The following is a 25,576-nucleotide window of genomic DNA, read 5'->3' as shown; positions in this document are numbered from 1 at the left end:
GAGGCGCGGTGCATCGGGTTCAAGCCAGCGGTCCGCTCATCGGGTTCGCGGGCCTCCTCGCGCTGCTCGGGGGCCTGACGGCGACGGTCGGCCTGAGCGCCGTCGGGTGGCTCGTCGGCGTCCTCAGCGGCGCCGTCCTCGCCACGACCCTCGGCTCTGCCCTGGTCCGGAGGGGCGTCCTCGGGATCGGGCCGGCCGGGCGCGTGACGCTGGTCCGCGCGGTGATCGCCTGCTCCGTCGCGGCCCTGACGGCGGACTCGTTCGTCAGACCGACGCCGGTGGCGACCCTGGTCACGCTCAGCGGGGTCGGCCTCCTGCTCGACGCGGTCGACGGGCACGTCGCGCGGCGGACCGGGACGGTGACCCCGCTCGGAGCCCGTTTCGACATGGAGGTCGACGCCTTCCTCATCGCCGTCCTCAGCGTGTACGTCGCCCCGGAGGTGGGCGCCTGGGTCCTCGCCATCGGCGCGATGAGGTACGCCTACGTCGCCGCCGGCTGGGTCCTCCGCTCGCTGCGGCGACCCACGCCGCCGCGCTACTGGGCCAAGGTGGTCGCGGCGGTGCAGGGCGTCGTGCTCGCCGTGGCGGCTGCGGACCTGCTGCCCCGGGCGTGGGCGCAGGCCGCGCTGGCCGTCGCACTCGCCCTGCTCCTGGAGTCGTTCGGCCGGGACGTGTGGTGGCAGTGCCGCCATCGCCGCGACGCCCCGGCCGTCGCCCCCCTCCGGCGCCCACGTGCCGGCATCACCGTCACCGTCCTCTCCGTGGCACTGGTCTGGCTCGCGCTGGTGCTGCCCGACCGCGTGCAGGACATGACACCGGGTGTCCTCGTCCGGCTGCCCCTGGAGGGCATCGTGCTGGTCGGGGTGACCCTGCTGCTGCCGGCCGGCCCGCGTCGGTGGGTGGCGTCCGTGTTCGGGCTGCTGCTGGGGCTCCTGGTCGTGGTGAAGGTGCTGGACGCCGGGTTCCTCGCGGTGCTGGACAGGCCGTTCAGCCCGGTCAGCGACTGGGTCTACTTCGGGCCCGGAATCGGTGTCCTGGCCGACTCGATCGGCCGTCCGGCCGCGATCGCGACCGCCGTCGTGGCGAGTGCCCTGGTCGTCGTGCTCCTCGTGGTGCTGACGTTGTCGGCACGGCGGCTGACCCGGGCAGCTGCGGAGCACCGGCGGGGGACCGCGCGGGCGCTCACCGCGCTGACCACCGTCTGGGTCCTGTGCGCGGTGTCGGGCCTGGTGGTGGGCCCGGTCGGCCAGGTCGCCTCGACAGGCGCCGCCGGCCTGGCGGTCGACCAGGTGCAGGCCGTGCGTGCCGACCTCCGTGACCGGCACACCTTCGCTCGTGAGATCGCCACCGACCACGCTCGCGCGACCCCTGCCGGGCAGCTGCTCGAGGGGCTCCGGGGCAAGGACGTGCTGCTGGTCTTCGTCGAGAGCTACGGCCGGGTCGCCGTGCAGGACTCGTCCTTCTCCCCGGGCATCGACGCCGTGCTCCAGGACGGGACCCGCCGCCTGCACGCCGCCGGCTACTCCTCGCGCAGCGCCTTCTTGACCTCACCGACGTTCGGGGCCGCCAGCTGGCTCGCCCACGCGACCATGCAGTCGGGCCTGTGGGTCGACAGCCAGCGGCGCTACGAGCAGCTGCTCGGCGCCGACCGGCTGACACTCACCCGGGCGTTCGGCAGCGCCGGCTGGCGGACGGTCTCCGACGTCCCTGCCGACACGAGGGACTGGCCGGAGGGTAAGCGCTTCTACGGCTTCGACCAGATGTACGACGCCCGCAACGTCGGCTACGCCGGCCCGAAGTTCGGCTACGCCTCGATGCCCGACCAGTACACGTTGGAGCACCTCCGCCGGACGGAGCTCGCGCCGAGCAACCGCAAGCCCGTCATGGCCGAGATCGACCTGGTCTCCAGCCACCACCCGTGGACCCCGCTCCCGCACCCCGTGCCCTGGGACCAGGTCGGGGACGGCTCGGTCTTCAACGGGATGCCCGAGCAGGGCGAGCAGTCCGAGGACGTGTTCCGCGACCCCGACGCGGTGCGCCGCGTCTACGGCGAGTCGGTCGAGTACACGATGGACACCCTGGTCTCGTTCCTGGAGCAGCAGCCCGACCCGGACCTGGTGCTGGTCGTGCTGGGCGACCACCAGCCGCACAGCTACGTGAGCGGCGCCGACCCCGGTCACGACGTCCCGGTCAGCGTGATCGCCCAGGACCCCGCGGTCGTGCGGCGGATCTCGTCGTGGGACTGGCAGGACGGCCTGCTGCCAGCCCCGGACGCCCCGGTCTGGCGGATGGACACGTTCCGTGACCGCTTCTTCTCTGCCTTCGGCGGCCGCCCTCAGTAGGTGCGCCCGAACCGCCCAATCAGCCGCCCAATCAACCGCGCGGTGAACCGCGCGTCGATCCCAGCCGTGTAGCGAGTGGAGCCCCGACGGCCGGGGTGCCCGTGGTGGATCGGAGATCGGCATGCGCATGCGACTACTGGCGGCAGCAGGGGCACTCGTCTCGGCCGTCGTGCACCTGAAGCTGTGGTTCGACGGCAGCCGGGACCTCGACGTGGTCGGGCCGGCGTTCATGGTCAACGCGGTCGCCGGCCTGGTGATCGCGGTGCTCCTGCTGACCTGGCGGCACTGGGTGCCGTTGCTGCTCGCGGTCGGGTTCGGCGCGTCCACGCTGGGGGCGTTCGTGGTCTCCACGACCGTCGGCCTGTTCGGGGTGCACGCGTCGTGGACGGGCTTCTACACCTGGGCCGCGGCGATCGCAGAGGTCGTCACGATCGTCGCCGGCCTGCTCGCGGCGCACGCCGAGGGCTACCTGCGCTCACTCCGCCGGCTTCGGGGCCAGTCGCAGGACCGGCACCCCGTCGCCGGTCAGCACCTCGACTGAGGCGATGTCGTCGCGCGTGGCTGCCGTGGCGGCGGGGAGCCGCATCGACTTGCCCGGGAGCGCCTTCCAGGTGGCGACCTGCTCGGCCCGGCCGTCGCGGGTGCGCACGACCATGGCGTACGTCGCGCCGTACTCCGGCTCCTCGGTCGGGGCGTAGGTGCAGAGGAGGTCGATCCGCGTGCCCCAGGCCACGCTGGTCAGCGCGAGGCGTCCCGACACGGGCGCCGACCCGACCGGGTCCATGGCCTCGGTCGGTGCCGCGCTCGGGGGTGCGGACTGGCCCACCGGCTGCGAGCCGCTGTCGAAGGCGATCAGGACGGCGGCCGAGCCACCGGCGACGATCAGGGCGGCGGCTGCGGCGAGACCGACGAGCATCGTCGTACGGCGTCGCTGGGAGCGGCGTGCCTCGCCGACGAGCGCGGGAAGGAGTGTCGCCGGCACCGGCTCCGGAGCGTGGTTCGACTCCAGCACGTCCGGCGAGACCTTGGCGAGGAGGCCGGGCAGCCCGGCCAGCTCGCGCACCGCGCGCGCGCAGTCCTGGCAGCCTGCCAGGTGACGCTCGAACTCGGACCGCTCGGCCGGCGACAGCGAACCCAGGACGTAGGCCCCGTCGTGGTGGGCGAACTCGCAGCTCCGTGGGGCGTTCATGCGCCCACCCCCATCTCCTCGAGCGCGAGCCGCAGCGCGCGCAGCGCGTAGTGGGTGCGTGACTTCACCGTGCCTGCGGGCACGCCCAGCCGTTGCGCGGCCTCAGCCACCGAGAGCCCCCGGTAGTAGCACTCCAGCAGGACCGCACGGTGGTCGGCGGAGAGCTTGGTGAGGGCCTCGGCGACCAGCCACGAGAGCAGCAGCTGGTCGGTCTGGTCGCCGGTACGGGCCACGTCGGGCACCTCGGCCATGGAGAACTCGCTCTGCGCGCGCTTCGTGCGCCACTCGTCGATCACGATGTTGCGGGCGACGGTGAAGAGCCAGGCCCGGACCGAGCCCCGCGACTTCTCGAGCACCGCGGCGTTGCGCCAGGCACGGAGCAGCGTCTCCTGCACGACGTCCTCCGCCTGGGCGTGGTTGTTGCTGGTCAGGCGCAGGCAGAAGCCCCACAGCGCAGCAGCGTGCTCGTCGTGCAGCTGCCGCATCACGACGGCCGGGCTCTCGGGCATCGAACCTCCTGCACATGACACGGGCAGCCGGGTGTCTCGGTTCAAGTGTCCTCGCCGTCGGGACGCGCGGCAGGGGTGTGCCCGCCCAGAACGGCCGCGGCAGGTCGGGTGCCGGGTCAGCGCGGGCGACGCGAGCGCTCGCGTCGTTCCTTCAGCGACGCCACCGCCTCGTTGATCCGCCGCTGGTTCTCAGGCTTGCGCGACTCGTCGTACAGCTTCTTGGCGATGCCTACGATCGCCACCTTCCGCAGAATGCCCATGGCAGGACGGTACCCAGTCGCCCAACTTGCGATCAGGATGTCGGCTCGGCGTCGCTCACCCGGTCGGTACGGCGCGCTCGGTCGGCGGATCGTGACGCTCGTCGGCCTCGTGTGCCGGGGTGAGGTGACCGACCTCGGAGAGCCGCAGCGGCTCGAACGGTCCGGCGGTCTCAGCGGTGAGCATCTCGGTGGCGATGCAGACGTGGTCGGCGCCCTCGTCGACCAGCGTGGTCCGGCGCACCAGGAGCCGGTTTCCGCAGTCGCTGAGCAGGGGGACGTTCCCGGCCCCGGCCTCGGTACGGAGGCCGGCGAACTTGTCGGTGGTGTCCCCGGTCAGGGTGCCGAACCGCTCGGCCAGGGCGAGGTCGTCCCGCGTCAGGAAGTGGATGCCGAGATGGGTCGCGCGCAGCGCCACCCGATAGGTGTGGTTGGCCTTCGAGAGCCACACGCAGTAGCGCTCGGGATCGATGCTCGACTGCGTGTGGAAGCCGACCAGGCACCCGGCCCGCTCCTCGCCGGCAGCCGCGGTGACGACGATCAGCGGGTTGTCCATCGAGCCCATGAGCGTGTCGAAGGCGTCGTTGCCCATCGACCGGCGACTCAGGACGCGATGTCGGGGGTCGCGTCGCTGTCGGCGCGGGCGGCGACGCGGGCGCGGTTCTCGGCGCGGCGGTCGACGAACCTGGTCGCCTGCGCGTCCAGCTCCGCGAGGAAGGCGGCGAGCTCCTCGCGCGCCTGCTCGCCGTCGGGGCCTAGGTCGGTCCGCTCGAAGACCTTCCAGTGCCGCAGCACGGGCATGAGGACCTCGTCGTAGTGGAGGCGCAGGTCGTAGATCCCCGCCTTGGCGATGATCATCGAGCTGCGGCGGAACCCCGCCATCGTCGCGCCCGGCATCTCGAAGCCGACGACCTCGTCGGTGATGGCGCGCATGGTCTCGTCGGGGGCGATGTCGAGCGCCGCGGCGCCGATGTTGCGGTAGAAGACCATGTGCAGGTTCTCGTCCTTCGAGATCCGGGCGAGCAGCTTGTCGGCGACCGGGTCGTGGGTCACCTTGCCGGTGTTGCGGTGCGAGACGCGGGTGGCGAGCTCCTGGAAGGACACGTAGGCCACGGTCTCCAGGGCGGTCTTGTCGCCGGAGTCGTAGCCGGACGTCATGTAGTCCATCCGGGCCCGCTCGAGCTCGACCGGGTCGACGCCGCGGGTCACCACGAGGTAGTCGCGCAGCGCGACGCCGTGCCGGTTCTCCTCCGCCGTCCAGCGCCCGACCCAGGTGCCCCACGCCCCGTCGCGGCCGAAGCGGGTGGCGATCTCGCGGTGGTACGACGGCAGGTTGTCCTCGGTCAGCAGGTTGGTGAACATCGCCGCCTTGGCCGTGTCCGAGAGCCGGGACTGCTCGGGCGCGTAGTCCTCGCCGCCGAGGAAGGCGAAGTCACGGCCCTCGCTCCACGGGATGTAGTCGTGGGGGTGCCACTCCTGCGCGATCGCCAGATGACGGTCGAGGTTCTCGGCCACGACGGGCTCGAGCTCCTCGAGCAGGTGCGGTGAACTGGGCACATCGGCTCCTCGATATCGACTGGTGTCGAGCCTACGCCTGTCGGCTCCTCGGGCTGGCTCGCCCTCTCTCTGCGCCGACCTTCGTGGGCGAGTCGTGGGGTTCGTGGCCTTTGCGAAGGGCACGAACCCCGGGAGTCACCGGATATCCGGTGACCGCGAACCCGGCTCGACCTTCGTGGGCGAGTCGTGGGGTTCGTGACCTTTGCGAAGGGCACGAACCCCGGGAGTCACCGGATATCCGGTGACTCCAAGCCCCCCACCCCGCCCCCGTCGCTAGGTTGAGCGCCATGGCGTCCCACCGACCGGCGTTCGTGCTGCACGACCATCGCAAGCCGAGTCCGCACTTCGACCTCCGCATCGAGGAGGACGGCGTGCTGCGTTCGTGGGCGGTGCCCCGGGGGCTGCCCACAAGCAGCACGGAGGACCGGCTCGCCATCGCTGTGGGGGACCACGCCCTGGACCACCTCACCTACGAGGACGAGCACAAGTCCATCGCCGACATCGGCTGGTGGGAGGACGTCGGCAGCAACGAACGACGCCGGCTCCTCGTCCTGCACGGGCGCGCCGGGTCGGTCCGCTACGCCCTGATCGACACCGGCCGGGACTGGCTGGTGCACCGCACGAAGGAGCAGCCGTCGGGAAGCGGCGCACGATGACAGCGGCTGGTGCGAGCATGGGGGCCATGGACGTTGAGGCAGTACGACGCTCGTTCCCGGCGCTGGCCAGCGGACTCGCCCGTTTCGACGGGCCGGGAGGCTCCCTGGTGCCGACCCCGGTGATCGAGGCGGTGGCCGCTGCGATGGCGGCCGGCCTGTGCCAGCGCGGGTCGGTCTCGGCACCCGACCGGCTGGCCGAGGAGACCGCCACCGGAGCCCGCGCCGCGATGGGCCGGCTGCTCGGGACGGACCCCCACGGGATCGTCTTCGGCCGGTCCATGACCGCGCTGACGTTCGACTTCGCGCGCACGATCTCCGCGGGATGGGGACCGGGTGACGAGGTGGTGGTCACCCGGCTCGACCACGACGCCAACGTCCGGCCCTGGGTGACCGCGGCCGAGCGCACCGGCGCGACGGTGCGCTGGCTGGGCTTCGACCCCGTCACGGGCGAGCTCGACGACGTGGGTCCCCTGCTGAGCGAGCGCACCCGGCTGGTCGCCGTGACGGCCGCGTCCAACCTGCTCAGCACGCGACCCGACATCGCCCAGGTGGTGCGCGCGACGCACGAGTCCGGTGCGCTGGCGTACGTCGACGCCGTCCACCTCGTGCCGCACGCGCCGGTCGACCTGGCCGCGCTGGGTGCCGACTTCCTCGCGTGCTCGCCGTACAAGTTCTTCGGTCCGCACCTCGGCGTGGTCGCCGCGTCGCCCGCCCTCCTCGAGACGCTGCGTCCCGCCAAGCTGCTGCCGTCGAGCGACGCGGTCCCGGAGCGGTTCGAGCTCGGCACCCTCCCCTACGAGCTGCTGGCCGGGGTGAGCGCGGCGGTGGCGTTCATCGAGGCGCTCCCAGGCGGCATGGCCGCCGTCGAGGAGCACGAGGCGCGGCTCCTGGGCCGCCTACTCGACGGCTTGTCCGGGCTGCCCGGCGTGACGGTGCACAGCCGGCCCGCACGGCGTACTCCCACGGCGTTGCTCACCGTCGACGGGATGGCCCCCGCGGAGGTGCAGCGCGCGCTGGCGGCCGAGGGCGTGGTCGCGCCCGCGGGCAGCTTCTACGCGGTCGAGGCCTCGAGGCACGTGGGGCTGGGCGACGAGGGCGGGCTGCGGGCCGGTCTCGCGGCCTACACCAACGACGCCGACGTCGACCGGCTGCTCGCGGCGCTCGGCTCCGTCACACTGGGCCCATGACCTCGCACCGCGCCATCGAGACGTGGCTCATCGACATGGACGGCGTGCTGGTCCACGAGGAGACGCCGATCCCCGGCGCGAACGAGTTCGTGGAGGCGCTGAAGGCATCGGGGCTGTCCTTCCTGGTGCTGACCAACAACTCGATCTTCACCCCGCGAGACCTGCGCGCACGCCTGCTCGGCAGCGGCATCGACGTGCCCGAGAAGGCGATCTGGACCTCCGCGCTGGCCACCGCGCAGTTCCTCGACGACCAGCGCCCCAACGGCACGGCGTACGTCGTGGGGGAAGCGGGGCTGACCACCGCGCTGCACGACATCGGCTACGTGATGACCGACCGCGACCCCGACTACGTCGTGCTGGGGGAGACCCGAACCTACTCCTTCGAGGCGATCACCAGGGCGATCCGCCTGATCGAGAACGGCGCCCGCTTCCTGGCCACCAACCCCGACCCGAGCGGCCCGAGCCCACAGGGCACGCTGCCTGCCACGGGCTCCGTGGCGGCGCTCATCAGCACAGCGACGGGGCGCCAGCCCTACTACATCGGCAAGCCCAACCCGCTCATGATGCGCAGCGCGCTCAACCAGCTGGAGGCGCACTCCGAGACCACGGTGATGGTCGGCGACCGGATGGACACCGACGTGGTCAGTGGCCTGGAGGCCGGCCTGCGCACGATCCTGGTCAGCACGGGCTCGACCCGGCCCGAGCAGATCGGCATGTTCCCCTACCGGCCGACCCTGGTCATCGACTCCATCGCCGACGTCGTCGACCTGGACGTCGACTGGCGCTGAGGCGGACGCAGAACGGCCGGGCCCCGAGGGGCCCGGCCGCTTGCGTCACGCCGTGGTGGTGCTGGCGTGGTGCTCGCTCAGCCGTTGTAGGACGGCTGGGACTGCGGGTTGAACTCGTTCATCTTCACCCGCTTGGCGACGTTCGTGCGGGGGTCGTTCAGGTCCAGCACGTCCAAGCCCTTCTGGATGTCGTTGGCGAAGATGTTGCCGTTGTACCAGTACGCCGACCACGCGCCGCCGAGCACGAGCTTCTCGTCCGACAGCGCGCCGCGGTCGAACCAGGCGAGCTCGGTGGGGTTGGCGGAGTCGGTGAAGTCGAACACCGAGATGCCGCCCTGGTACCACGCCTGGACCATGACGTCGCGCCCCTTGACCGGGATCAGCGAGCCGTTGTGGGCCACGCAGTTCTCGGTGTTCGCCTGGGTCCGCGGCATCTTGTAGTAGCTGCGGAACTCAAGCTGGCCGCCGACGATGTCGTAGATGCCGTTGGCGCCCTTGGTCGCCCCGACGGTCGGGTTGCAGGTCGGCGCACCGCCACCGCCGAGCTCGTCGGTGAAGACGACCTTGGTCCCGTCGTTGTTGAAGGTCGCGGAGTGCCAGAACGCGAAGTTCGTGGTGTCGCGCACCGTCTCGGTGACGACGGGGTTCTCCCGGTCGGAGATGTCCATCAGGATGCCGTCGCCCATGCAGGCGCCCGCCGCGATGTCCCTCTCGGGGTAGGCGGTGATGTCGTGGCAGCCGCTCGTCGTCGAGGAGCCGTTGCCGCCCGGGTTGCCGCCGTCCGGGAACAGCACCGGGGTGCTGGCCAGCGAGGCCGTCTCAGGCGCGTCGACCGGCACCTTCACCACGCTGATCTTGTCGTGCGGCGGCTGGCAGTCGGGGTACGTGGCGCTCGGGCCGTACGACGAGACGTAGACGTAGAGGTTCGCGCCGTCCTTCGAGGGTGCGAGCGTGTGCGTGTGCGAGCCGCATGCCGTCTCGACGGCCGCGACGTACTGCGGGGCGGCGGGGTCGGAGATGTCCCAGACCCGGATGCCCTCCCACGACGCCGGGTCCCTCGCGCTCAGCGGCTCGTTGGCGCAGCTGTCGTTGCTCCTGCCCGAGTCGACGCTCAGCACGAGGATGTCGCCGTACACCGACACGTCGTTCTGCGAGCCGGGGCAGACCACCTGGGCCACCTCGACCGGCTTCTTCGGGTGCTTGATGCTGTAGACCGTGAAGCCCTCGTAGTTGCCGGCGTACGCGTAGTCGCCCGAGAAGGCGAGGTCGGAGTTGTAGGCGCTCTCCGGCGCGAAGGCGCCGCGCTTCGGGAGGTTGGCGATCAGGTCGAGGTTGCGGCTGCTCGCGGTCTCCCCGGATTCGAGGGTGGTGTCGCTGTCGTCGAGCTGCGCGGTCGGGCCACCGGGGATGGCGCAGCCCTGACCGAAGCGGTCGCCCGCCTCCTGGAGCCTCTTGGCGAGCCCCGGCGGGCAGGCCGTGGACTGCTCCTCGGCGTCGTGGGAGTGGCCGTCGTGGGCCATCGCCACGGCGGGCAGGAGCGCCACCGAGAGTCCGACGGCCGACAGGGCGAGGGTGAGCCTCCGGCGGAGGCTGGGGGGGCGTGGATGAGACATGGGCAGCACTGGTCCTTCCGAGAATGGGGCGAGTGACGCATGTTACGGACATGTCGTATCCTGCGGCCACCATGAAATACAAGTCTCGGGATGAAATACAACCAAACGTGTGGTCGCGGCCGCGCCGCGCACGACCTTGCGTGGCGGCACTCGCCGCGTTCGTCGTGATGCTGGGTGCCGGCGTGAGCGGGTGCTCCGACGACGGACCCGACTCCGACAACCGTGCTGCGGGATCCGGGGCGTCCGAGGAGGCCGCTGCATCCTCCGAGAAGCCCACGGCGTCCGGCTCACCCGACGATCCGGTGATCCTGCTGCCCGGGGCGCCCGGCGACCCGGCCGAGACGGCGACGGCGGTGCCCGAGCTGCCGGAGTCGGGGTTCAACCACTCCGACATCGCCTTCATGCAGATGATGATCCCGCACCACGCCCAGGCCCTGGAGATGGCCAAGCTGGCGTCCCGCTACGCGGTGGATCCCGGCGTACGCCGCATGGCGGCGCGCATCCGGGCCGCCCAGGGCCCCGAGATCGTGATGATGTCGGGATGGCTGGCCGACCGGAACCTCGACGTCCCGCAGCGCGACGACGACCCGCACGAGTTCGACCACGGCGAGCACGGCCACGACCCCATGATGGGGATGCTGACCGAGCAGGAGATGGCCCAGCTGGCGGCCGCGCGCGGCAAGCGGTTCGACCGGCTCTTCCTCGAGGGGATGATCCGCCACCACGAGGGAGCCCTGCAGATGGCGACGACCGCGGGGACATCGGGTGAGAACATCACCGTCGCCGAGCTCGCCGGGGACGTCGGAGCCTCCCAGCTCGCCGAGATCTCGCGCATGCGGGACCTGCTCCGCTGAGCCCATCGCGCCGGCGCACTGATCGAGTCGCGGTCGGCCCGACCACCGACCACGGGCCCGACGCGGCCTTCGCCCTGCCCCGGTTCGCCGAGGTCTACGACCCGCTGGACCCAGACCGGAGCGACCTCGACGCGTACGCCGCCATGGTCGACGAGTACGGCGCCCGCTCGGTGCTCGACGTCGGGTGCGGCACCGGCACCTTCGCCTGCCTGCTGGCACGGCGGGGGATCGGGGTGGTGGGCGTCGACCCGGCGCTGGCCTCGCTCGACGTGGCGCAGCGCAAGCTGGGCGCAGACCGGGTGACCTGGATCCACGGCGACGCCGCCGCCCTGCCAGCGGACCTGCGGGTCGATCTGGCGGTGATGACGGGCAACGTCGCGCAGGTGTTCCTCACCGATCAAGCCTGGGCCGACACCCTGCGGCACGTCCGCGCCGCGGTCCGGTCGGGCGGGCGTCTGGTCTTCGAGACGCGCGACCCCGCGCGGCGCGCCTGGGAGGACTGGACACCCGAGCACTCCCGCGTAACGACCGACGTAGAGGGCGTCGGCCGCGTCGAGTCGTGGATCGACCTGCTCGCCGTCGACCCGCCGTACGTCTCCTTCCGGGGCTCCGTCCGCTTCGAGAGCGACGGGGCGCTGCTCACCTCTGACTCGACCCTGCGCTTCCGCACGCAGGACGAGATCGAGCGCTCCCTCGCCGCCGCGGGCTTCGACGTCGAGGAGGTGCGCGACGCGCCCGACCGGCCCGGCCGGGAATGGGTCTACGTCGCAAGGGCACGTGGGGCTGCCAGAATCGGCGCATGAGTCCACACATCGGCATCCTCGTCGGGAGCACCCGTCCTGGCCGCAAGGGCAGTCAGATCGGTCGATGGGTCCTCGATCACGCGAGCGGCCGGGACGACGCGACGTTCGAGCTCGTCGAGCTCGCCGACTACGACCTGCCGCTCCTGCGCGAGGCGGTCGTCCCGGGTGACGCCAACCGCGACTACGAGACTCCGCAGACCCGCGTGTGGAGCCAGCGCATCGACACGTTCGACGGCTTCGTGTGGGTGACGCCCGAGTACAACCACGGGGTGCCGGCGGCGATGAAGAACGCCCTCGACGTGCTCTACCCCGAGTGGGGCCACAAGGCCGTGGCCTTCGTGTCCTACGGCGCCGACGCCGGCGTCCGCGCGGTCGAGCACTGGCGCGCCATCGTCGCCAACGTGCACATGGTCGACGTGCGCAGCCAGGTCGCGCTCTCGACGTTCGGCGACTTCGCCGGCGAGACGTTCTCGCCGTCCGAGCGACGCCCCCAGGAGCTCACCAGGCTGCTCGACCAGCTCACCGCGATGACCACCACGATGCTGGGCATGCGCAGCCGCGCCTGACCGCTCCGGCGGCGAGCCGCCCTAGTCGAACCACGATCGCCGCATGGCGAAGATCCACCGGCGCCGCGGATGCTCGCTGACCGACCACAGCTCGTCCGTCGACGGCCAGTAGGCGATGTCCTCCGGCCCCATCGGCGTGGCGAACCGCCGACGCCGGAAGCGGCCGGGCTGGCCGACGTACACGGATCCCGGTGCGAACGGCCCCTTCGAGACCGTGAGGTGGTAGCGGCCCCCGGCCACGACCCCGCCCTGCATCTGCGCCACGCCGCCGTCGTCGATCCCGGTCGGCCGCGAGAAGCCGTCCTCGCCGGTCGCGAGGAGCCACGTCTCCGGGTCGAGGTGGTAGCGGGCCAGCCGCGTGGACGCGTCGCCGCGCCCGTACTCGCCGGCGATCATCGTCGGCGGATCGCTGCGCCGGTCGAGCGAGACGAACGAGTAGCGCAGCCCGAGGTGCCCCTCGTCGGTCTCGGCGCGGTAGCCGAAGCGCAGGGGCAGCACGTACCGGTGGCCGTACGACGCCACGCGCTGGCCGTCGAAGCCGAACTCGTCGGGATGGTCGTCGTCGCCCGGCACCCGCATGACGTCGTCGAGCCGGAACGTCACGAAGCCGCGTGCGGTGGCGGCCACGTGGAGGTACGGACCCGCCCACACCACGCCGCCGGCGTGGATCCGCAGCGGCTCGAGCACCAGCGCGCCGCTCTGGTCGAGGCGGGGGACGACGAGCAGGACGTGGCGGTACCTCAGCGTCTCGAGGTCGAGGAACGTCACGCGTGAGCCGTACGACGCCCCGTCGATCGCCTTTGAGTACCACGTCGTGACGAGCACCCGGCGGCCTGCGATGTCCTCGGTGTCGCTGGCGTCGGCGGAGGTGGAGATGCCCTGCGGCCACCAGCGGGGATCGCGCCGGTCGTAGGCGTCCCAGGTGATCGCGCGCGAGACGGCTCGCCCGAGGAGCCGGCCGAGCAGCGACTCCTTCGCCTGCCACTTCAGGTCGTCCAGCACGCCGTCCACCCCGACGCGGGGGCCCAGGACCCCGGCCAGCGCATCGATCTCGGCGACGTTCTCCTCGGTGCGCACCAGGTGCACCCCGAACGGCGGCTCGGGCCTGTCGTCGGTCGGTGCCGGCTCGGACATGGTGGCCACGTTAGTAGCGTGCAACCGTGCAGACGGTGGTGGGCGCGGCGGTCATCCGCGACGGGTGCGTGCTCGCCGCACGGCGTACGGCGCCGCCCGAGGCGGCCGGGCGCTGGGAGTTCCCGGGCGGCAAGGTCGATCCGGGGGAGACGCCCGACGGCGCGCTGGTGCGCGAGGTCGCCGAGGAGCTGGGACTGGCGGTCGCCGTCGCAGCGTGGCTCGACCAGACTGTGCGGATCAGCGCGGAGTACACGCTGCGCGTCGCGATCTGTCGCCCTGGCGACGGGGAGCCGGTGCCCACCGAGCACGACCAGGTCCGCTGGCTGGCGCCCGAGGAGCTCGGCGACGTGGACTGGCTCGAGGCCGACCGGCCCTTCCTGGACGACGTGCGCGAGCGACTGCTCGACGGTGAGCCGCTCGACGGCGGCAACGTCGGACAGGTCGTGCGGATCGGCTCGACCGTACGCCGTCCCACCGGCCCGTGGACGCCGGCCGTGCACGCCCTGCTCGACCACCTGGCGCAGGCCGGGCTGCGGGGCGTGCCCCGGGTGCACGGCATCGACGAGCGCGGTCGTGAGGTTCTCGACTTCATGCCCGGCGAGGTGATCGACGTCGACTCCGAGCTGTTGTCGCCGGCGCGGCTGCGCGACCTGGCCGCCTGGACGCGGGAGTTCCACGAGGCCGCGGCCGGCTTCGACCATCCGGGTCCGTGGCGGATGTTCCCGGTCGGTGACACCGACCGGATCGGGCACAACGACCTGGCGCCCTACAACGTCGCCTTCGTCGGCGACCGCGTCGGCGGCGTCTTCGACTGGGACCTGGCAGGCCCCACGACAGCTGCCACGGAGCTGGCCCACCAGGCATGGAACGCGGTGCCGCTCTTCCGCGCAATCCCCGCCGACGTGGCGGCCGCGCGGCTGACCGCCCTCGCCGGGGGCTACGGCGGTCTCACCGGACGAGAGGTGCTCGACAACGTGGACAGCCGGGTCACCGCCGCGGCCGAGGGCGTCCGCGCCATGATCGAGTCCGGCGACCCCGGTGGCGCCGGACTGGCGGCGGTCGGTGAGCCGGGACGCACGCTCCGGGCCCTGGCCGGCATGCGCGAGAGGCGCCCCCGGATCGAGGAGATACTGGCCCGGTGAGAGGCATCTTCTTCGACGAGGACGACGCCCGCGCGGTGGTCGCCCGCCTCACGGGCGACGGCTACGACGCCGCGGCCGTCCGCGAGCGGCTGGCCGGCGAGGACGACGACGAGGGCCATCCCTGGGCCGTGCTGAGCGATGCGCCCGGGCTCGTGCTGGAGCTCCTCGTCGACGAGTACGACGGGTGGCTCGACGCCGACGACGGCGCCCCGCCGGCCGCCGCCGTGCCGCTCGACCTGCCGGCCGCCCCGCGCCGGACGGAGCGGCCGCGCTGACCGTCGGGAGGCCTCACTAGGCTTGGCGACATGAGCGAAGCCCCTGCGCAGCGGATGCTGCTGGTCCATGCCCACCCCGACGACGAGTCCATCGGCACGGGCGCCACAATGGCGACCTACGTCGACCGCGGCGTCGGCGTGACGCTGGTGACCTGCACGTCCGGGGAGATGGGCGAGATCCTGGTGCCCGAGTGGGAGCACATGGCCGCCGACCGCGACGACACCCTCGGCGAGCACCGCCGCGGGGAGCTCGAGGTCGCGATGAAGGAGCTCGGTGTCACCGACCACCGATTCCTCGGCGGTCCCGGCCACTTCCGCGACTCGGGGATGAAGTGGCATGCCGACGGCTACGCCATCGCCGCCGACGAGACCAGTCCCAACGCCTTCGCCAACGCCGACCTGACGGTGGCCGCCGACCTGCTGGTCGCCATCATCCGCGAGGTGCGCCCCCAGGTGCTCGTCACCTACGACCAGTTCGGCGGCTACGGCCACCCCGACCACATCCAGGCCCACCGGGTCGCGACCTACGCCGCCCAGCTGGCCGCCGTACCTTCCTACCGCCTCGACCTCGGCGAGCCGCACGACATCGCGAAGGTCTACTGGACCGCCATGAGCGAGAGCCGGATGCGCGACAGCCTGCGCGAGCTCCGCGGGAAGGGTGACACCGAGACGTTCAAGGGGATGGAGCCCGAAGGGGAGCTCGGTCCCTTCGTCACCCCTGACAAGCTGCTCAGCGCACGCGTCGACGGCTCCTCGGCGGTCGACCGCAAGATGGCGGCGCTCGCGGCCCACCGCTCCCAGATCCAGCAGGACGGCTTCTTCTTCTCCGGCAGGGAGAGCGGCCACGCCTTCTGGGGCGACGAGTTCTTCAGGATCGCCAAGGGGGCCACCGGCCCGGTCGGTGACGACGGTCTCGAGACGGATCTCTTCGCAGGACTGTGATGGTGCGCCTGCTGGCGCTACCGGTGGCCGTGCTGGGTGCCGCGACGGCGTACGCCGCGGTGCTGGTGCACTCCAGGTGGTGGGGGCTGGCGCTCGGTCTCGCCGCCTGCGCCTGCGTGTTGGTGGGCCTGCCCGGGCGGTGGTGGGGTCGTCTCGCCTTCGCGCTCGGCTGGACCGCCGTCGTCGGCGCAGCGTCCTTGCAGCGGCCCGAGGGCGACTACCTGGTCGCCTCCGACACCCCGGGCTACGCCCTCCTGGTGGCGACGCTGGTGGTGGTGATCGGCTCGCTGGTGACGCTCGGGAGGCCCGGCGCCAGGCCTCGCGCCGATCCAGAGGATCGGCACCCGCCCACCTAGACTCTCGGGCGTGTTGGAGACCCCGCCCGCGCCCGCCAAGGAGAGAGCCGGAGCTCGCGTCGTCGTGCTGCTCCTGCTGGGTCTTGCCGTCCTCGCCGGCGGCGCCTACGCGCTCGCGCACGAGATGACGGGCGACAAGGTCCCGCGCGGCACCACGGTCTCCGGGGTCCGGATCGGTAGCCACCCGCAGGCGGAGGCCGCCGCCGTGCTCGAGCGCGGCCTCGCCGACCGGGCGCTGGCGCCGATCCCCGTCACGGTCGGCGGCCAGTCGCGCACGGTCACGCCGGCCGAGGCGGGTCTCGGCGTCGACTACGACGCGTCGGTGGCCGAGGCCGGCGGTGGCGACAGCTGGGCGCCGGCGCGGCTCTGGGACTACTTCACCGGCGGCGACGAGCTCGAGGCGGTGGTCACCGTCGACGAGACGGCCATGACCGCGCTGGTCGAGACGCTGAACGCCGAGATGGGCACCCAGCCCCGGGAGGGGACGGTGCGGTTCCGGGAGGCCGAGGTCAGGACCCGCCAGCCACGCGTCGGCTCCGGGCTCGACCCGGCCGCCGTGCGCGAGGCGCTGACGGGCGCCTACCTGGACGACGGCGGGACCGCCGAGCTGGAGCTGGTCGACGTACCTCCCGACATCGACGAGGCGGACGTGCAGCAGGCCCTCACGACCTTCGCCAACCCCGCCGTCTCCGAGCCGGTGACCCTGACCTTCGACGACTCCGTCGTCAAGCTCGCCCCGCGCGACTACACCGCAGCGCTGTCCCTGGCGCCGGCCGACGGTGTGCTCGTGCCCCAGCTCGACGCCGCGCGGCTCGCCGAGCTCGTCAAGAGCCGCGTGGGCGAGGCCGACGCCCCGGTCGACGCGACCGTCGCGCTGGTCGGCGGTCGCCCCAAGGTCATCCCCGCGAAGCCCGGCGTCACCTTCGACCAGGCGCAGATCGACTCGGCCTTCCTGGGCCTCGTCGCGGCTCCGTCCGGCCAGCGCAGCCTGGCCGTGACAGCGACGGTCGCCAAGCCCGACTTCACCACCGGGGACGCGCGCCGGCTGAACATCAAGGAGCGGATCTCGACGTTCACGACCTACTACCCGTACGCCGAGTACCGCAACATCAACATCGGCCGCGCCGCCGAGCTCGTCAACGGCACCGTCCTCAAGCCGGGTGAGACGTTCTCGCTCAACGACACCGTCGGCGAGCGCACCGTCGCCAACGGCTTCACCAAGGGCTTCGTCATCAGCGACGGCATCTTCAAGGAGGACCTCGGCGGCGGCGTCTCCCAGATGGCCACCACGACGTTCAACGCGATGTTCTTCGCCGGCCTCAAGGACATCGAGCACAAGCCGCACAGCTTCTACATCGACCGCTACCCCGTGGGTCGCGAGGCGACGGTGGTCTGGGGCTCGGTGGACCTGAGGTTCCAGAACGACACCCCGCACGGCGTGCTGATCTACGCCAACGTCACCCCGGCCACGCCCAGCTCGTCGGGGGTCGTGACGGTGAGCATGTACTCCACCAAGACGTGGGACATCACCACCAGCACCTCCGACCGCTACAACCTGACCCCCGCGAAGACGCGGACGCTCACCACCGAGGACTGCTACCCGAACACGGGCTACGGCGGCTTCGAGGTCGACGTGAAGCGCTACTTCCGCCGGCCCGGGCAGAGCGAGCTCCACCACTCGGAGAACTTCCACACGACGTACACCCCCTCGGACACGGTGATCTGCAAGCCGCCGCCTGAGACGCCCCCAGCCGGCTGAGCCGCGCCCGCCGGTTGAGGTGCGAGCGCGGCGAGCCTCGAAACCAAGGGCGCACCAGACCTACGGCGCCAGCCGGTGCAGGTCGCGCGGGAAGAGGGTCGCCTCGCGGATGTTGGCGGCCTCCACCAGGCGCGCCACCCAGCGCTCGAGGCCGATCGCGAAGCCGCCGTGCGGGGGAATGCCGCGCCGGAACGCCTCGACGTACGACGCGTAGGCCTCCAGCGGGTAGCCGCGCTGCTCCAGCGCGGCGACGTAGTCGGCGTACCGGTGCAGCCGCTGAGCACCGCTCACCAGCTCGAGCCCGCGGAAGAGCAGGTCGAAGCTGCGCGACCAGTGCGGCTCGTCGGGGTCGGGATGGCTGTAGAACGCGCGGCTGGCGGTCGGGTAGCCCTCCACGACGACGAAGTCGCTGTCGTGCTCGTGCATCGCCCACTCGCCCAGCGCCCGCTCGTGGGCCGGGCTCAGGTCCGGCTCGTCGGCAGGCGCGCCGGCGATCTCCAGGGCCTCGCGGAAGTGCAGCAACGGGAGCTCCGCGGGCACCTCGGGCACGGTGATGCCCAGCCGCTCGACGGCGTCGCCCGCGCGCTCGTGGATGCCCGCGACCATGCCGGCGACGGTGTCGCGCAGGCACGCGATCACCTCGCGGTGGTCGCGCACGAAGCCCAGCTCGACGTCGAGGGAGACGTACTCCGCGAGATGGCGCACGGTGTCGTGCGGCTCCGCGCGGAAGACCGGGCCGACCTCGTAGACGCGCTCGAAGATGCCCACCAACTGCTGCTTGAAGAACTGCGGGCTCTGGGCGAGGTACGCCGGCCGGCCGAAGTAGTCGACCTCGAAGACGTTGGCCCCGCTCTCGGTCGCCGAGTCGACGAGCTTGGGGGAGTGCACCTCGGTGAAGCCGGTGGCGTCGAGCGACGCGCGGAAGCCGAACAGCGACGCGGCCGCCAGCTCCCACTTCGCCCGCTGCACCGGGTGTCGCCAGGTGGTCGCGGCGTGGTCGAGCTGGGTCGGCAGGCCGGTGTCGAGGGTGGGGCGCCAGAGCTCCACCGCGGGCGTGTCGGCCGGCTCGCCCAGTGCGGTCACCGTCGCCTCGGTGATCTCGATGCCGCCCGGCGCCTGGGCGTTGGCCGTCGCGGTGCCGGTCACCTCGACCGGGGTCTCCTCCGGCGGCACCTCGGCGCCGGCCGGCAGCACGACCTGGGCCAGTCCCGAGCGGTCGCGGACCACCAGGAAGGTGACGCGGGCGAGCTCGCGGCGGCGGTGCACCCAGCCCTGCAGCCTCACCGGCGAAGCCGGCTCGGCAGTGGGCAGGGCGGCGGCGAGGGTGCGTACGACGGTCGAGAGGGGTGGTTGTCTCATTGGTTGCCTCCAGTGGCGGGTGAAGCCCTGGAGGTGTGGGCGGGGGCAAAGTCGCGGTGCCACCACACCTTCGCCGGAGAGACTCCGGCCTCTCGTCGGTACGCCGGACGCGCGGGCCGCGTTCGCTGTCTCCAGCCGAGGGTTGTCAGGCCTCACGCGATCCACAGGCATCCTAGGCCACCCGGCGCTGGATCCTCCGGGCTACTCCGGCGCCGTCAGATAGCGGCTGGTGTGGTGCGTGACGAACCCGTGGCGCTCGTAGAGCGCGATCGCGCCGGGGTTGTCGGTCTCGACGTGCAGCCAGGCCGTCGTCGCGCCGTGCGAGGCGGCCCAGTCGAGGAGCTCGGCGAGGACGACGGTCGCCAGGCCGCGGCGCCGGCGGGCCGGGTCGACCTCGATCGAGTGCAGGCCCACCCAGTCGGTGTCGAGGGCTGCCCGGCCGCGCGCCGTACCGTCCCCCAGGACCACCTCGAGCCGACCGCCCTCCTCCAGGTAGCGCGGAGTCATGGCACCCTCCGGGCGGGCAGACTCCCGCGGAAGGCGACTCAACTCCGCGGTGCATGACCGGAGGGCTCGAGAGACAGCCGCCAGCTGGCAGTGCGCGTCGCCGCTGCCCAGCGGCTGCCAGCCGAGGCCGCGCAGGTCGGCGTCGACGTCCCCTCCGCTCTGCACCTGAGCGAGCGCCGGCCGGTTGTGCCGGCGATAGAACCGGCGCACACGCTCCACCGCCTCGCCCAGCGGCAGGCCGGGGGAGCCCATCGCCAGCACGGAGTTGCCCCGGCGGCGCAGCCTGCCGTCGTACGGCGGCGCGGCGCGCAGCACCCACTCGCCCAGCGGCTCCGCGACCAGGTCGTCCCAGAGCGACTCCACGTGCCGCTGCACGTCACGCGGCGAGACGCGCTGCCGCACCGAGGGCCTCGGCGGCACGGGCTTGCCGCTCACGACGTGGGCGAGAGCGATGCGCACCGACGAGCCGTCCTCGCGCACGACCACGCACTCGTCCTCGCTCCACGCCGTGCACACGCCGAGGACGTCGGTCATCGCCGGCCCGCCGGAGGGCCCGGTCTCGCCAGGCAGCACCCGGCGTACGACGATCCGCTGGCCGACGACATGCGGCCCGAGTCCACGCGGGCGGTGCGGGGGAGCATCTGCCATGGCGGGATACTAGGCTGGTCGCAGCACACGCCCCGCCCACAGGAGGACCTGGTGACCTACGTCATCGCCCAGCCGTGCGTCGACCTCAAGGACCGCGCCTGCGTCGACGAATGCCCCGTCGACTGCATCTACGAGGGCAAGCGGATGCTCTACATCCACCCCGACGAATGCGTCGACTGCGGCGCCTGCGAGCCGGTGTGCCCGGTCGAGGCCATCTTCTACGAGGACGACACCCCGGAGGAGTGGAAGGAGTACTACGACGCCAACGTCCACTTCTTCGACGACCTCGGCTCACCGGGCGGCGCCGCCAAGATGGGCGAGATCGACAAGGACCACCCGCTGATCGCTGCACTGCCTCCGCAGCCCCAGGAACACTGAGCCCGGTGCGTCGGGACGCCGTCTCCGGGCGGCTGCCCGACTTCCCCTGGGACGCCCTCGGCCCGTACGCCGACCGCGCCGGCGCGCACGCCGACGGGATCGTCGACCTGTCGATCGGCACGCCCGTAGACCCGACGCCCGACGTCGTCCAGAAGGCTCTGGCGGCGGCGACGGACGCGCCCGGCTACCCGGTCACGATCGGCAACCCGGCGACCCGGCAGGCGGCCATCGACTGGCTGGCGCGGCGGTTCGGCGTCACCGGCCTCGGGCTTGACGGCGTGCTCCCGCTGGTCGGGTCGAAGGAGTTCATCGCGTCTGCGGCCCTGCACCTGGGCATCGGCGCGGGCGACCTGGTCGTCCAGCCCGAGCTCGCCTACCCGACCTACGAGGTCGGTGCCGCGCTGGCCGGGGCACGCATCCTGGCCGCCGACTCGCTCACCGCGATCGGGCCCGAGGTGCCGCGCCTGCTCTGGCTGAACTCGCCGTCCAACCCGACCGGCCGGGTCCTGCCCCCCGACCACCTGCGCAAGGTCGTGGACTGGTGCCGCGACCGCGGCACCCTGCTGATCTCCGACGAGTGCTACATCGAGTGTGTCTGGGAGGGCGAGGGCGTCAGCGTGCTGCACCCCGACATCTCCGGCGGCTCCCACGAGGGCATCCTCGCCGTGCACTCGCTCTCCAAGCGCTCCAACCTCGCCGGCTACCGCTGCGCCTTCGTGGCCGGGGACCCCGCGGTGGTGGGGGAGCTGCTCGCCGTGCGCAAGAACCTCGGCCTGATCATGCCCGGCCCGCAGCAGGCGGCCATGGTCGCGGCCCTCGACGACGACCAGCACGTCGACGCCCAGCACGCGACGTACGCCGCGCGCCGGGCCAAGCTCCGACCGGCGCTCGAGTCGGCCGGCTTCCGGGTCGACCACTCCGAGGCCGCGCTCTATCTCTGGGCCACCCGCGACGAGGACTGCTGGCAGACCGTCGGCCGGCTCGCCGACCTGGGTATCCTGGTCGCGCCGGGGTCGTTCTACGGACCGACGGGCGGGCGGCACGTCCGGGTGGCGCTGACCGCCACCGACGAGCGTGTTTCCGCCGCCGTCGACCGCCTCACCGCCGGCTAGTCAGCGGCAGACCGCCGGACCCTTCTCGAACCCGGCACACCCGCCCTGGGGGTTCCCGTCGAGCTCGTCGCTGCCCGGGCCGCCCTCGAGCTTGTCGGCGCTGCCGATGGAGGTGACCCGGTCGTTGCCGGGGCCTACGTCGATCGTGTCGTCGCCCGGCTTCGCGTCGCTCGCCTCGGCCTCGGGGTCGGCGTCGTCGTTGACGATGTCGTCGCCGGCGAACGTCGTGATCTCGTCGTTGCCGCCGAAGCCGAAGATCACGTCGTCGCCGGGGCTGCCGTCGATCGTGTCGTCGTGCTTGGTGCCGCGGACGATCCAGCGGCCCTCGACCAGCGTGTCGTTGCCGTCGCCGGTCGCGGTGAGGGCGGCGAGGTCGATGGTCACGCCCGCCTTGGCCGTCACGAAGCTCACGATGTCCGGTGCCTTGGTCGGCTCGGCGTCGTCGCCGGCGCCCTCGAGGGTGTCGTCGCCCGCGCCGCCCAGCAGCACGTCGGGCACCTCGAAGCCGGTGCGCACGAGGTTGGCGCCGCCCACGAGCCGATCGTTGCCGGCGTCGCCGGAGATCACGTCGCTGTCGTCGCCGCCGAAGAGGGTGTCGTCGCCGTCGCCCCCGCGCACGAGGTCCTCGCCCTCGCCGCCGCAGATCACGTCGTTGCCCGCGCCGGCCTCGATGACGTCGTTGCCGGCGCCCGCGTCGATGACGTCGTCGCCGTCGGTGCCCGCGAGATCCATGTCGTCGCCGTCGGTGCCGGAGATCGTCGGCGTCGCGCACGCCTCGGCCGACGTGGCGGCCGCAGCGGCGGCCGCGGTGTCCACCGACGGGCTCGCGGAGGAGGCACTCGCGGTGGGCGTGGGGTCGGCGGCGTCGTCGGCCGCCTCGCCCCCGCACGAGGCCAGGGCTCCGGCCGTCGTCAGTGCCAGCACGACCCATGCAGTCCGCAACATCTGAGGCCCCTTCGCGTGTGGATGTCCCGTCAGGATGTCATGTCCGGCAGGCCACGGGTTCTGTCGTGCGCCTGTGGGTGAGCTAGTCGTGCACGTCGACGTGCACGTGGTCGCGGTGCTCGAGGATGGCGCGGTCTCCGCGCGAGGACGACGGTACGTCGTAGTCGGTCCAACCGTCGTCGGAGCGCGACCCCGCGTGCCAGATGCGGTCGTCGAAGATCACCGTGTCGATGTCGAGCCGCGACGCCTGGGCCGTGAGGTAGGCCGCCATCGCCCACCCGCGCTTGCGGTTGTCGGGGCTGACCGGCCGCACGAACACGTCGATCGCGCGGCCCTCGTAGTGCGCGGACCCGGCCATGTGCCCGGCGCTCACCCCACCCGGATCGAACCCGCCCATCGACTGCTCGCCGAACGCCGCGACGAGGTCCTTGCGCACACGGGCGGCCCGGCGGGTCAGGCCCTCGTCGTTGAGCTGCGACGACCCGGCCTCGTCGGCCTCGTCGATGGTGCAGCTGAACGCGCGCGGCGAGTTGCCGGTCAGCGCGGAGGCCAGCACGCGGGCGTCGCCCTCGTGGTCGGCGTACGCCTCGGGGAAGCCGGAGCGCTGGACGGCCTGTGCCGCCTCGGTCACGCGCATCGAGTCGTAGCCGTCGATGTCCATCAGCCCGTCGTAGAACGCGTTGATGGAGTAGTAGGGGTTGAGGATCTGCGCGCCCGTGCCCCAGCCCTGTGACGGCCGCTGCTGGAACAGCCCGACGGAGTCGCGGTCACCGTGCTCGATGTTGCGCAGGTCAGACTCCTGGTACGCCGTGGCGAGGGCGATGGTGGCCGCGCGGGCGGGCATGCCCCGCTGCACGGCGATGGCGCTGATCAGGGCGGCGTTCTCGGCCTGCTCGACGCTGAGCTCGACCGAGCGGCCCTGCACGGTCGCCGTGCAGCTCTCGCTGCTGGGGATCAGCTCGACGCCCCGGTCGATCAGGAACCCGATGGCGGTGAAGACCACGACGGCCGCCAGGCCGAGGACGGCCCAGCGAGCCATGCGGGACATGGCTAGCCGTTGGCGTGCAGCGCGGCGTTGAGGACGATGCCCTCGCGCTGCCACGGCACGGCCTCGATGGTGCCGGTCACGGAGTTGCGCCGGAAGAGGACGTTGCTCGCCCCCGACAGCTCGAGCGCCTTGATGAGCTTCGGCTTGCTGTCCATGTCGCGGATCGTCACCTTGGTGCCTGCAGTGACGTAGAGCCCGGCCTCGACCACGCAGTCGTTGCCGAGCGCGATCCCGATGCCCGCGTTGGCGCCGAGGAGGCAACGCTCGCCGATGGAGATGACCTGGGTGCCGCCGCCGGACAGGGTGCCCATGATCGACGAGCCGCCGCCGATGTCGGAGCCGTTGCCGACCACGACGCCGGCGACGATCCGGCCCTCGACCATGGAGGTGCCGAGCGTGCCCGCGTTGAAGTTCACGAAGCCCTCGTGCATCACGGTGGTGCCCTCGGCCAGGTGGGCGCCGAGGCGCACGCGGTCGGCGTCGGCGATGCGCACGCCGGACGGGACGACGTAGTCGGTCATCCGGGGGAACTTGTCGACGCCGAAGACCTGCACCGGGCCCTCCGCGCGCAGCGCCAGCCGGATCTCCTCGAAGCCGTCGACCGGCGCCGGGCCCCGGCTGGTCCACACGACGTTGGCCAGCGCGCCGAAGATGCCGTCGAGGTTGAGGCCGTGCGGGCGCACCAGCCGGTGTGAGAGCAGGTGCAGGCGGAGGTAGGCGTCGCTGGCGCCCTGTGGCGGCTCGGTGAGGTCGATCTCGACCTTCACGACCTCGGTGCGGACCCGCCTCAGCGGGTGGTCCTGGGCCAGCTGCTCGAGCGCTGCCGGGGCGGTCGCGTCGCCTGCGTCGCCCAGCGCGGGAGCCGGGAACCACGTGTCGAGGACCGAGCCCTCCGAGGCGCCGGAGGTCACCACGGTCGCCAGGCCGAAGCCAAAGGCGGTGGTCGGAGTGCTGGTCTCGTCTGCGTTCGTCACCCGGCAAGCCTACGGAGCGGCCCTCGCCCCGGGCTCACTGCCCGGTGCGCCCGTCGATGCACTCGCGCAGCAGGTCGGCGTGCCCGAGGTGCCGGGCGTACTCCTCGACCATGTGCACGATCACGTCGCGCACCTCGATGGACTCGCCGTCGCGGACCACGGTCGCGCCCATGTCGAGGCCCTCGGCGACCTGCCGGGCGTTGGCGACCTCCCGTCGCCAGGACTCCCACGCGTCGGCCACCACGGCGTCGTCGGCCACGGCCCCGTTGAAGTCCAGGTCGGGGTCCTCGTCCGTGCGGTAGAGCCGCGGCAGGTCCGCCTGCCCGGAGAGCACCCGGCGGAACCAGCTGTGCTCGACCTTCGCGAGGTGACGGACCAAGCCGAGCAGCGACATGGTCGACGGCGGGACGGAGCGCCGGGCCAGCTGCTCGGCGTCGAGGTCCTCGCACTTCATCTCGAGGGTCGTGCGGTAGTGGTCGAGGTACTCCAGGACCACGCCCTTCTCACCGGTGGCGCTCTGTCCGGTGTTGCGCGGGTCGTCCTCGGGGTCGACCCACAGGCCGGGGTGCTTGCGTTCGCTCATGCGCCCAGCCAACCGATGCGGGGAGGCGAGGGCAACCTGTTTGGGCAGCGAGCAGCTGTCCGGAGTGGCGCGCTCCCGGCGCCGCGCCGTACC

At 72.3% G+C, this 25,576-nt stretch carries 28 protein-coding genes; 15 read left to right on the top strand and 13 right to left on the bottom strand.

Annotation, left to right across the window (positions count from 1 at the left end; genetic code table 11):
• Window positions 1-8: 8 nt before the first annotated feature.
• Together ACP7BP_RS00885 and ACP7BP_RS00880 are read left to right on the top strand one after the other, a co-directional pair.
• Window positions 9-2,342, top strand: a complete 2,334-nt coding sequence (locus ACP7BP_RS00885) for a CDP-alcohol phosphatidyltransferase family protein (RefSeq protein WP_426241597.1) — start codon at window positions 9-11, stop codon at window positions 2,340-2,342.
• A 121-nt stretch (window positions 2,343-2,463) separates the two neighbouring features.
• Complete coding sequence (locus ACP7BP_RS00880) at window positions 2,464-2,883, top strand: hypothetical protein (protein ID WP_426241595.1); 420 nt, start codon at window positions 2,464-2,466, stop codon at window positions 2,881-2,883.
• Here ACP7BP_RS00880 and ACP7BP_RS00875 read toward each other — a convergent pair.
• The 5 genes from ACP7BP_RS00875 to ACP7BP_RS00855 all read right to left on the bottom strand — a co-directional run bounded on the left by ACP7BP_RS00875 (window position 2,818) and on the right by ACP7BP_RS00855 (window position 5,854).
• Window positions 2,818-3,531 carry an anti-sigma factor family protein gene (locus ACP7BP_RS00875; protein ID WP_426241594.1) on the bottom strand — a complete coding sequence of 238 codons (714 nt, stop codon included), beginning with the start codon at window positions 3,529-3,531 and terminating at the stop codon, window positions 2,818-2,820. The two genes, ACP7BP_RS00880 and ACP7BP_RS00875, sit on opposite strands and share 66 nt — an antisense overlap.
• Complete coding sequence (locus ACP7BP_RS00870) at window positions 3,528-4,040, bottom strand: sigma-70 family RNA polymerase sigma factor (protein WP_426241592.1); 513 nt, start codon at window positions 4,038-4,040, stop codon at window positions 3,528-3,530. The genes ACP7BP_RS00875 and ACP7BP_RS00870 overlap by 4 nt, the downstream gene beginning before the upstream one ends.
• A 116-nt stretch (window positions 4,041-4,156) precedes the next feature.
• Complete coding sequence (locus tag ACP7BP_RS00865; protein WP_426241590.1) at window positions 4,157-4,300, bottom strand: hypothetical protein; 144 nt, start codon at window positions 4,298-4,300, stop codon at window positions 4,157-4,159.
• A gap of 55 nt (window positions 4,301-4,355) precedes the next feature.
• Window positions 4,356-4,889, bottom strand: a complete 534-nt coding sequence (locus ACP7BP_RS00860; RefSeq protein WP_426241588.1) for a flavin reductase family protein — start codon at window positions 4,887-4,889, stop codon at window positions 4,356-4,358.
• Between the two features lie 11 nt (window positions 4,890-4,900).
• Window positions 4,901-5,854 carry an acyl-ACP desaturase gene (locus ACP7BP_RS00855; RefSeq protein WP_426241586.1) on the bottom strand — a complete coding sequence of 318 codons (954 nt, stop codon included), beginning with the start codon at window positions 5,852-5,854 and terminating at the stop codon, window positions 4,901-4,903.
• Window positions 5,855-6,141: 287 nt separating this feature from the next.
• Between ACP7BP_RS00855 and ACP7BP_RS00850 the strand changes: the two genes are divergently transcribed.
• From ACP7BP_RS00850 to ACP7BP_RS00840, 3 genes are read left to right on the top strand one after another with little or no spacing between them, the layout of a single operon-like run.
• Entirely contained in the window at window positions 6,142-6,510 is a 369-nt protein-coding gene (locus ACP7BP_RS00850) for a DNA polymerase ligase N-terminal domain-containing protein (RefSeq protein ID WP_426241585.1), read from the top strand.
• 26 nt (window positions 6,511-6,536) lie between these two features.
• Window positions 6,537-7,697, top strand: a complete 1,161-nt coding sequence (locus tag ACP7BP_RS00845) for a cysteine desulfurase-like protein (protein WP_426241583.1) — start codon at window positions 6,537-6,539, stop codon at window positions 7,695-7,697.
• A complete protein-coding gene (locus tag ACP7BP_RS00840; RefSeq protein ID WP_426241581.1) occupies window positions 7,694-8,485 on the top strand; it encodes an HAD-IIA family hydrolase in 792 nt (263 codons plus the stop codon). The genes ACP7BP_RS00845 and ACP7BP_RS00840 overlap by 4 nt, the downstream gene beginning before the upstream one ends.
• A gap of 77 nt (window positions 8,486-8,562) precedes the next feature.
• On the opposite strand, the gene ACP7BP_RS00835 is transcribed toward ACP7BP_RS00840, so the two are convergent.
• Complete coding sequence (locus ACP7BP_RS00835) at window positions 8,563-10,098, bottom strand: LVIVD repeat-containing protein (RefSeq protein ID WP_426241579.1); 1,536 nt, start codon at window positions 10,096-10,098, stop codon at window positions 8,563-8,565.
• A gap of 140 nt (window positions 10,099-10,238) precedes the next feature.
• Between ACP7BP_RS00835 and ACP7BP_RS00830 the strand changes: the two genes are divergently transcribed.
• The 3 genes from ACP7BP_RS00830 (at window position 10,239) to ACP7BP_RS00820 (ending at window position 12,321) form a co-directional block, all read left to right on the top strand.
• Entirely contained in the window at window positions 10,239-10,952 is a 714-nt protein-coding gene (locus ACP7BP_RS00830) for a DUF305 domain-containing protein (RefSeq protein ID WP_426241577.1), read from the top strand.
• A gap of 143 nt (window positions 10,953-11,095) precedes the next feature.
• Window positions 11,096-11,755: a class I SAM-dependent methyltransferase gene (locus tag ACP7BP_RS00825; protein ID WP_426241575.1), complete on the top strand. Its 660-nt coding sequence runs from the start codon at window positions 11,096-11,098 to the stop codon at window positions 11,753-11,755.
• The gene (locus tag ACP7BP_RS00820) at window positions 11,752-12,321 is read left to right on the top strand and encodes an NADPH-dependent FMN reductase (RefSeq protein WP_426241573.1); all 570 of its coding nucleotides are present in this window, start codon (window positions 11,752-11,754) and stop codon (window positions 12,319-12,321) included. Before ACP7BP_RS00825 ends, ACP7BP_RS00820 begins: the two co-directional genes overlap by 4 nt.
• A 21-nt stretch (window positions 12,322-12,342) precedes the next feature.
• Here the strand turns inward: ACP7BP_RS00820 and ACP7BP_RS00815 are convergent, their stop codons facing one another.
• A complete protein-coding gene (locus tag ACP7BP_RS00815; RefSeq protein WP_426241571.1) occupies window positions 12,343-13,455 on the bottom strand; it encodes a hypothetical protein in 1,113 nt (370 codons plus the stop codon).
• A gap of 26 nt (window positions 13,456-13,481) precedes the next feature.
• On the opposite strand from ACP7BP_RS00815, the gene ACP7BP_RS00810 reads away from it, so the two are divergent.
• From ACP7BP_RS00810 to ACP7BP_RS00790, 5 genes are read left to right on the top strand one after another with little or no spacing between them, the layout of a single operon-like run.
• Window positions 13,482-14,597: an NUDIX domain-containing protein gene (locus ACP7BP_RS00810; protein WP_426241570.1), complete on the top strand. Its 1,116-nt coding sequence runs from the start codon at window positions 13,482-13,484 to the stop codon at window positions 14,595-14,597.
• On the top strand, window positions 14,594-14,872 hold the full coding sequence (locus tag ACP7BP_RS00805; RefSeq protein ID WP_426241568.1) for a hypothetical protein: 279 nt from the start codon (window positions 14,594-14,596) through the stop codon (window positions 14,870-14,872). The genes ACP7BP_RS00810 and ACP7BP_RS00805 overlap by 4 nt, the downstream gene beginning before the upstream one ends.
• 30 nt (window positions 14,873-14,902) lie before the next feature.
• Window positions 14,903-15,814 (top strand): N-acetyl-1-D-myo-inositol-2-amino-2-deoxy-alpha-D-glucopyranoside deacetylase, encoded by a 912-nt coding sequence (gene mshB / locus ACP7BP_RS00800; RefSeq protein WP_426241566.1) that lies wholly within the window; start codon window positions 14,903-14,905, stop codon window positions 15,812-15,814.
• Complete coding sequence (locus ACP7BP_RS00795) at window positions 15,814-16,170, top strand: DUF6113 family protein (protein WP_426241564.1); 357 nt, start codon at window positions 15,814-15,816, stop codon at window positions 16,168-16,170. Before mshB ends, ACP7BP_RS00795 begins: the two co-directional genes overlap by 1 nt.
• Before the next feature lie 10 nt (window positions 16,171-16,180).
• On the top strand, window positions 16,181-17,929 hold the full coding sequence (locus ACP7BP_RS00790; RefSeq protein WP_426241563.1) for a VanW family protein: 1,749 nt from the start codon (window positions 16,181-16,183) through the stop codon (window positions 17,927-17,929).
• A gap of 60 nt (window positions 17,930-17,989) precedes the next feature.
• Here the strand turns inward: ACP7BP_RS00790 and aspS are convergent, their stop codons facing one another.
• On the bottom strand, window positions 17,990-19,288 hold the full coding sequence (aspS, locus tag ACP7BP_RS00785) for an aspartate--tRNA(Asn) ligase (RefSeq protein ID WP_426241561.1): 1,299 nt from the start codon (window positions 19,286-19,288) through the stop codon (window positions 17,990-17,992).
• Window positions 19,289-19,489: 201 nt separating this feature from the next.
• Entirely contained in the window at window positions 19,490-20,443 is a 954-nt protein-coding gene (locus tag ACP7BP_RS00780) for a GNAT family N-acetyltransferase (RefSeq protein ID WP_426241559.1), read from the bottom strand.
• A 51-nt stretch (window positions 20,444-20,494) separates the two neighbouring features.
• Here ACP7BP_RS00780 and fdxA point away from each other — a divergent pair, with 51 nt between their 5' ends.
• Window positions 20,495-20,821: a ferredoxin gene (gene fdxA / locus ACP7BP_RS00775; RefSeq protein WP_426241557.1), complete on the top strand. Its 327-nt coding sequence runs from the start codon at window positions 20,495-20,497 to the stop codon at window positions 20,819-20,821.
• 5 nt (window positions 20,822-20,826) lie between these two features.
• The gene (gene dapC / locus ACP7BP_RS00770) at window positions 20,827-21,933 is read left to right on the top strand and encodes a succinyldiaminopimelate transaminase (RefSeq protein ID WP_426241555.1); all 1,107 of its coding nucleotides are present in this window, start codon (window positions 20,827-20,829) and stop codon (window positions 21,931-21,933) included.
• On the opposite strand, the gene ACP7BP_RS00765 is transcribed toward dapC, so the two are convergent.
• From ACP7BP_RS00765 to ACP7BP_RS00750, 4 genes are all read right to left on the bottom strand, one after another.
• Entirely contained in the window at window positions 21,934-22,878 is a 945-nt protein-coding gene (locus tag ACP7BP_RS00765; RefSeq protein WP_426241553.1) for a calcium-binding protein, read from the bottom strand.
• Between the two features lie 82 nt (window positions 22,879-22,960).
• The gene (locus ACP7BP_RS00760) at window positions 22,961-23,917 is read right to left on the bottom strand and encodes a hypothetical protein (protein ID WP_426241551.1); all 957 of its coding nucleotides are present in this window, start codon (window positions 23,915-23,917) and stop codon (window positions 22,961-22,963) included.
• Between the two features lie 11 nt (window positions 23,918-23,928).
• Window positions 23,929-24,900 (bottom strand): 2,3,4,5-tetrahydropyridine-2,6-dicarboxylate N-succinyltransferase, encoded by a 972-nt coding sequence (gene dapD, locus ACP7BP_RS00755; RefSeq protein WP_426241549.1) that lies wholly within the window; start codon window positions 24,898-24,900, stop codon window positions 23,929-23,931.
• Window positions 24,901-24,934: 34 nt separating this feature from the next.
• Window positions 24,935-25,483: a DinB family protein gene (locus ACP7BP_RS00750; protein ID WP_426241547.1), complete on the bottom strand. Its 549-nt coding sequence runs from the start codon at window positions 25,481-25,483 to the stop codon at window positions 24,935-24,937.
• Window positions 25,484-25,576: the final 93 nt, after the last annotated feature.

Source organism: Nocardioides sp. LHG3406-4 (genome assembly GCF_049897745.1).
Taxonomy (GTDB): domain Bacteria; phylum Actinomycetota; class Actinomycetes; order Propionibacteriales; family Nocardioidaceae; genus Nocardioides.
The sequence above is the reverse complement of the archived record's forward strand: the minus strand, read 5'-3'. Positions and strand labels throughout refer to the sequence as shown.

Coding starts and splice junctions, on each gene's coding strand:
- ACP7BP_RS00750 (WP_426241547.1), bottom strand. CDS start 25,483: ATGAGCGAACGCAAGCACCCCGGCCTGTGGGTCGACCCCGAGGACGAC.
- ACP7BP_RS00815 (WP_426241571.1), bottom strand. CDS start 13,455: ATGTCCGAGCCGGCACCGACCGACGACAGGCCCGAGCCGCCGTTCGGG.
- ACP7BP_RS00780 (WP_426241559.1), bottom strand. CDS start 20,443: ATGGCAGATGCTCCCCCGCACCGCCCGCGTGGACTCGGGCCGCATGTC.
- ACP7BP_RS00840 (WP_426241581.1), top strand. CDS start 7,694: ATGACCTCGCACCGCGCCATCGAGACGTGGCTCATCGACATGGACGGC.
- ACP7BP_RS00850 (WP_426241585.1), top strand. CDS start 6,142: ATGGCGTCCCACCGACCGGCGTTCGTGCTGCACGACCATCGCAAGCCG.
- ACP7BP_RS00860 (WP_426241588.1), bottom strand. CDS start 4,889: ATGGGCAACGACGCCTTCGACACGCTCATGGGCTCGATGGACAACCCG.
- ACP7BP_RS00795 (WP_426241564.1), top strand. CDS start 15,814: ATGGTGCGCCTGCTGGCGCTACCGGTGGCCGTGCTGGGTGCCGCGACG.
- ACP7BP_RS00845 (WP_426241583.1), top strand. CDS start 6,537: ATGGACGTTGAGGCAGTACGACGCTCGTTCCCGGCGCTGGCCAGCGGA.
- ACP7BP_RS00765 (WP_426241553.1), bottom strand. CDS start 22,878: ATGTTGCGGACTGCATGGGTCGTGCTGGCACTGACGACGGCCGGAGCC.
- ACP7BP_RS00865 (WP_426241590.1), bottom strand. CDS start 4,300: ATGGGCATTCTGCGGAAGGTGGCGATCGTAGGCATCGCCAAGAAGCTG.
- ACP7BP_RS00875 (WP_426241594.1), bottom strand. CDS start 3,531: ATGAACGCCCCACGGAGCTGCGAGTTCGCCCACCACGACGGGGCCTAC.
- ACP7BP_RS00825 (WP_426241575.1), top strand. CDS start 11,096: ATGGTCGACGAGTACGGCGCCCGCTCGGTGCTCGACGTCGGGTGCGGC.
- ACP7BP_RS00820 (WP_426241573.1), top strand. CDS start 11,752: ATGAGTCCACACATCGGCATCCTCGTCGGGAGCACCCGTCCTGGCCGC.
- ACP7BP_RS00835 (WP_426241579.1), bottom strand. CDS start 10,098: ATGTCTCATCCACGCCCCCCCAGCCTCCGCCGGAGGCTCACCCTCGCC.
- aspS (WP_426241561.1), bottom strand. CDS start 19,288: ATGAGACAACCACCCCTCTCGACCGTCGTACGCACCCTCGCCGCCGCC.
- mshB (WP_426241566.1), top strand. CDS start 14,903: ATGAGCGAAGCCCCTGCGCAGCGGATGCTGCTGGTCCATGCCCACCCC.
- ACP7BP_RS00760 (WP_426241551.1), bottom strand. CDS start 23,917: ATGGCTCGCTGGGCCGTCCTCGGCCTGGCGGCCGTCGTGGTCTTCACC.
- ACP7BP_RS00870 (WP_426241592.1), bottom strand. CDS start 4,040: ATGCCCGAGAGCCCGGCCGTCGTGATGCGGCAGCTGCACGACGAGCAC.
- ACP7BP_RS00880 (WP_426241595.1), top strand. CDS start 2,464: ATGCGCATGCGACTACTGGCGGCAGCAGGGGCACTCGTCTCGGCCGTC.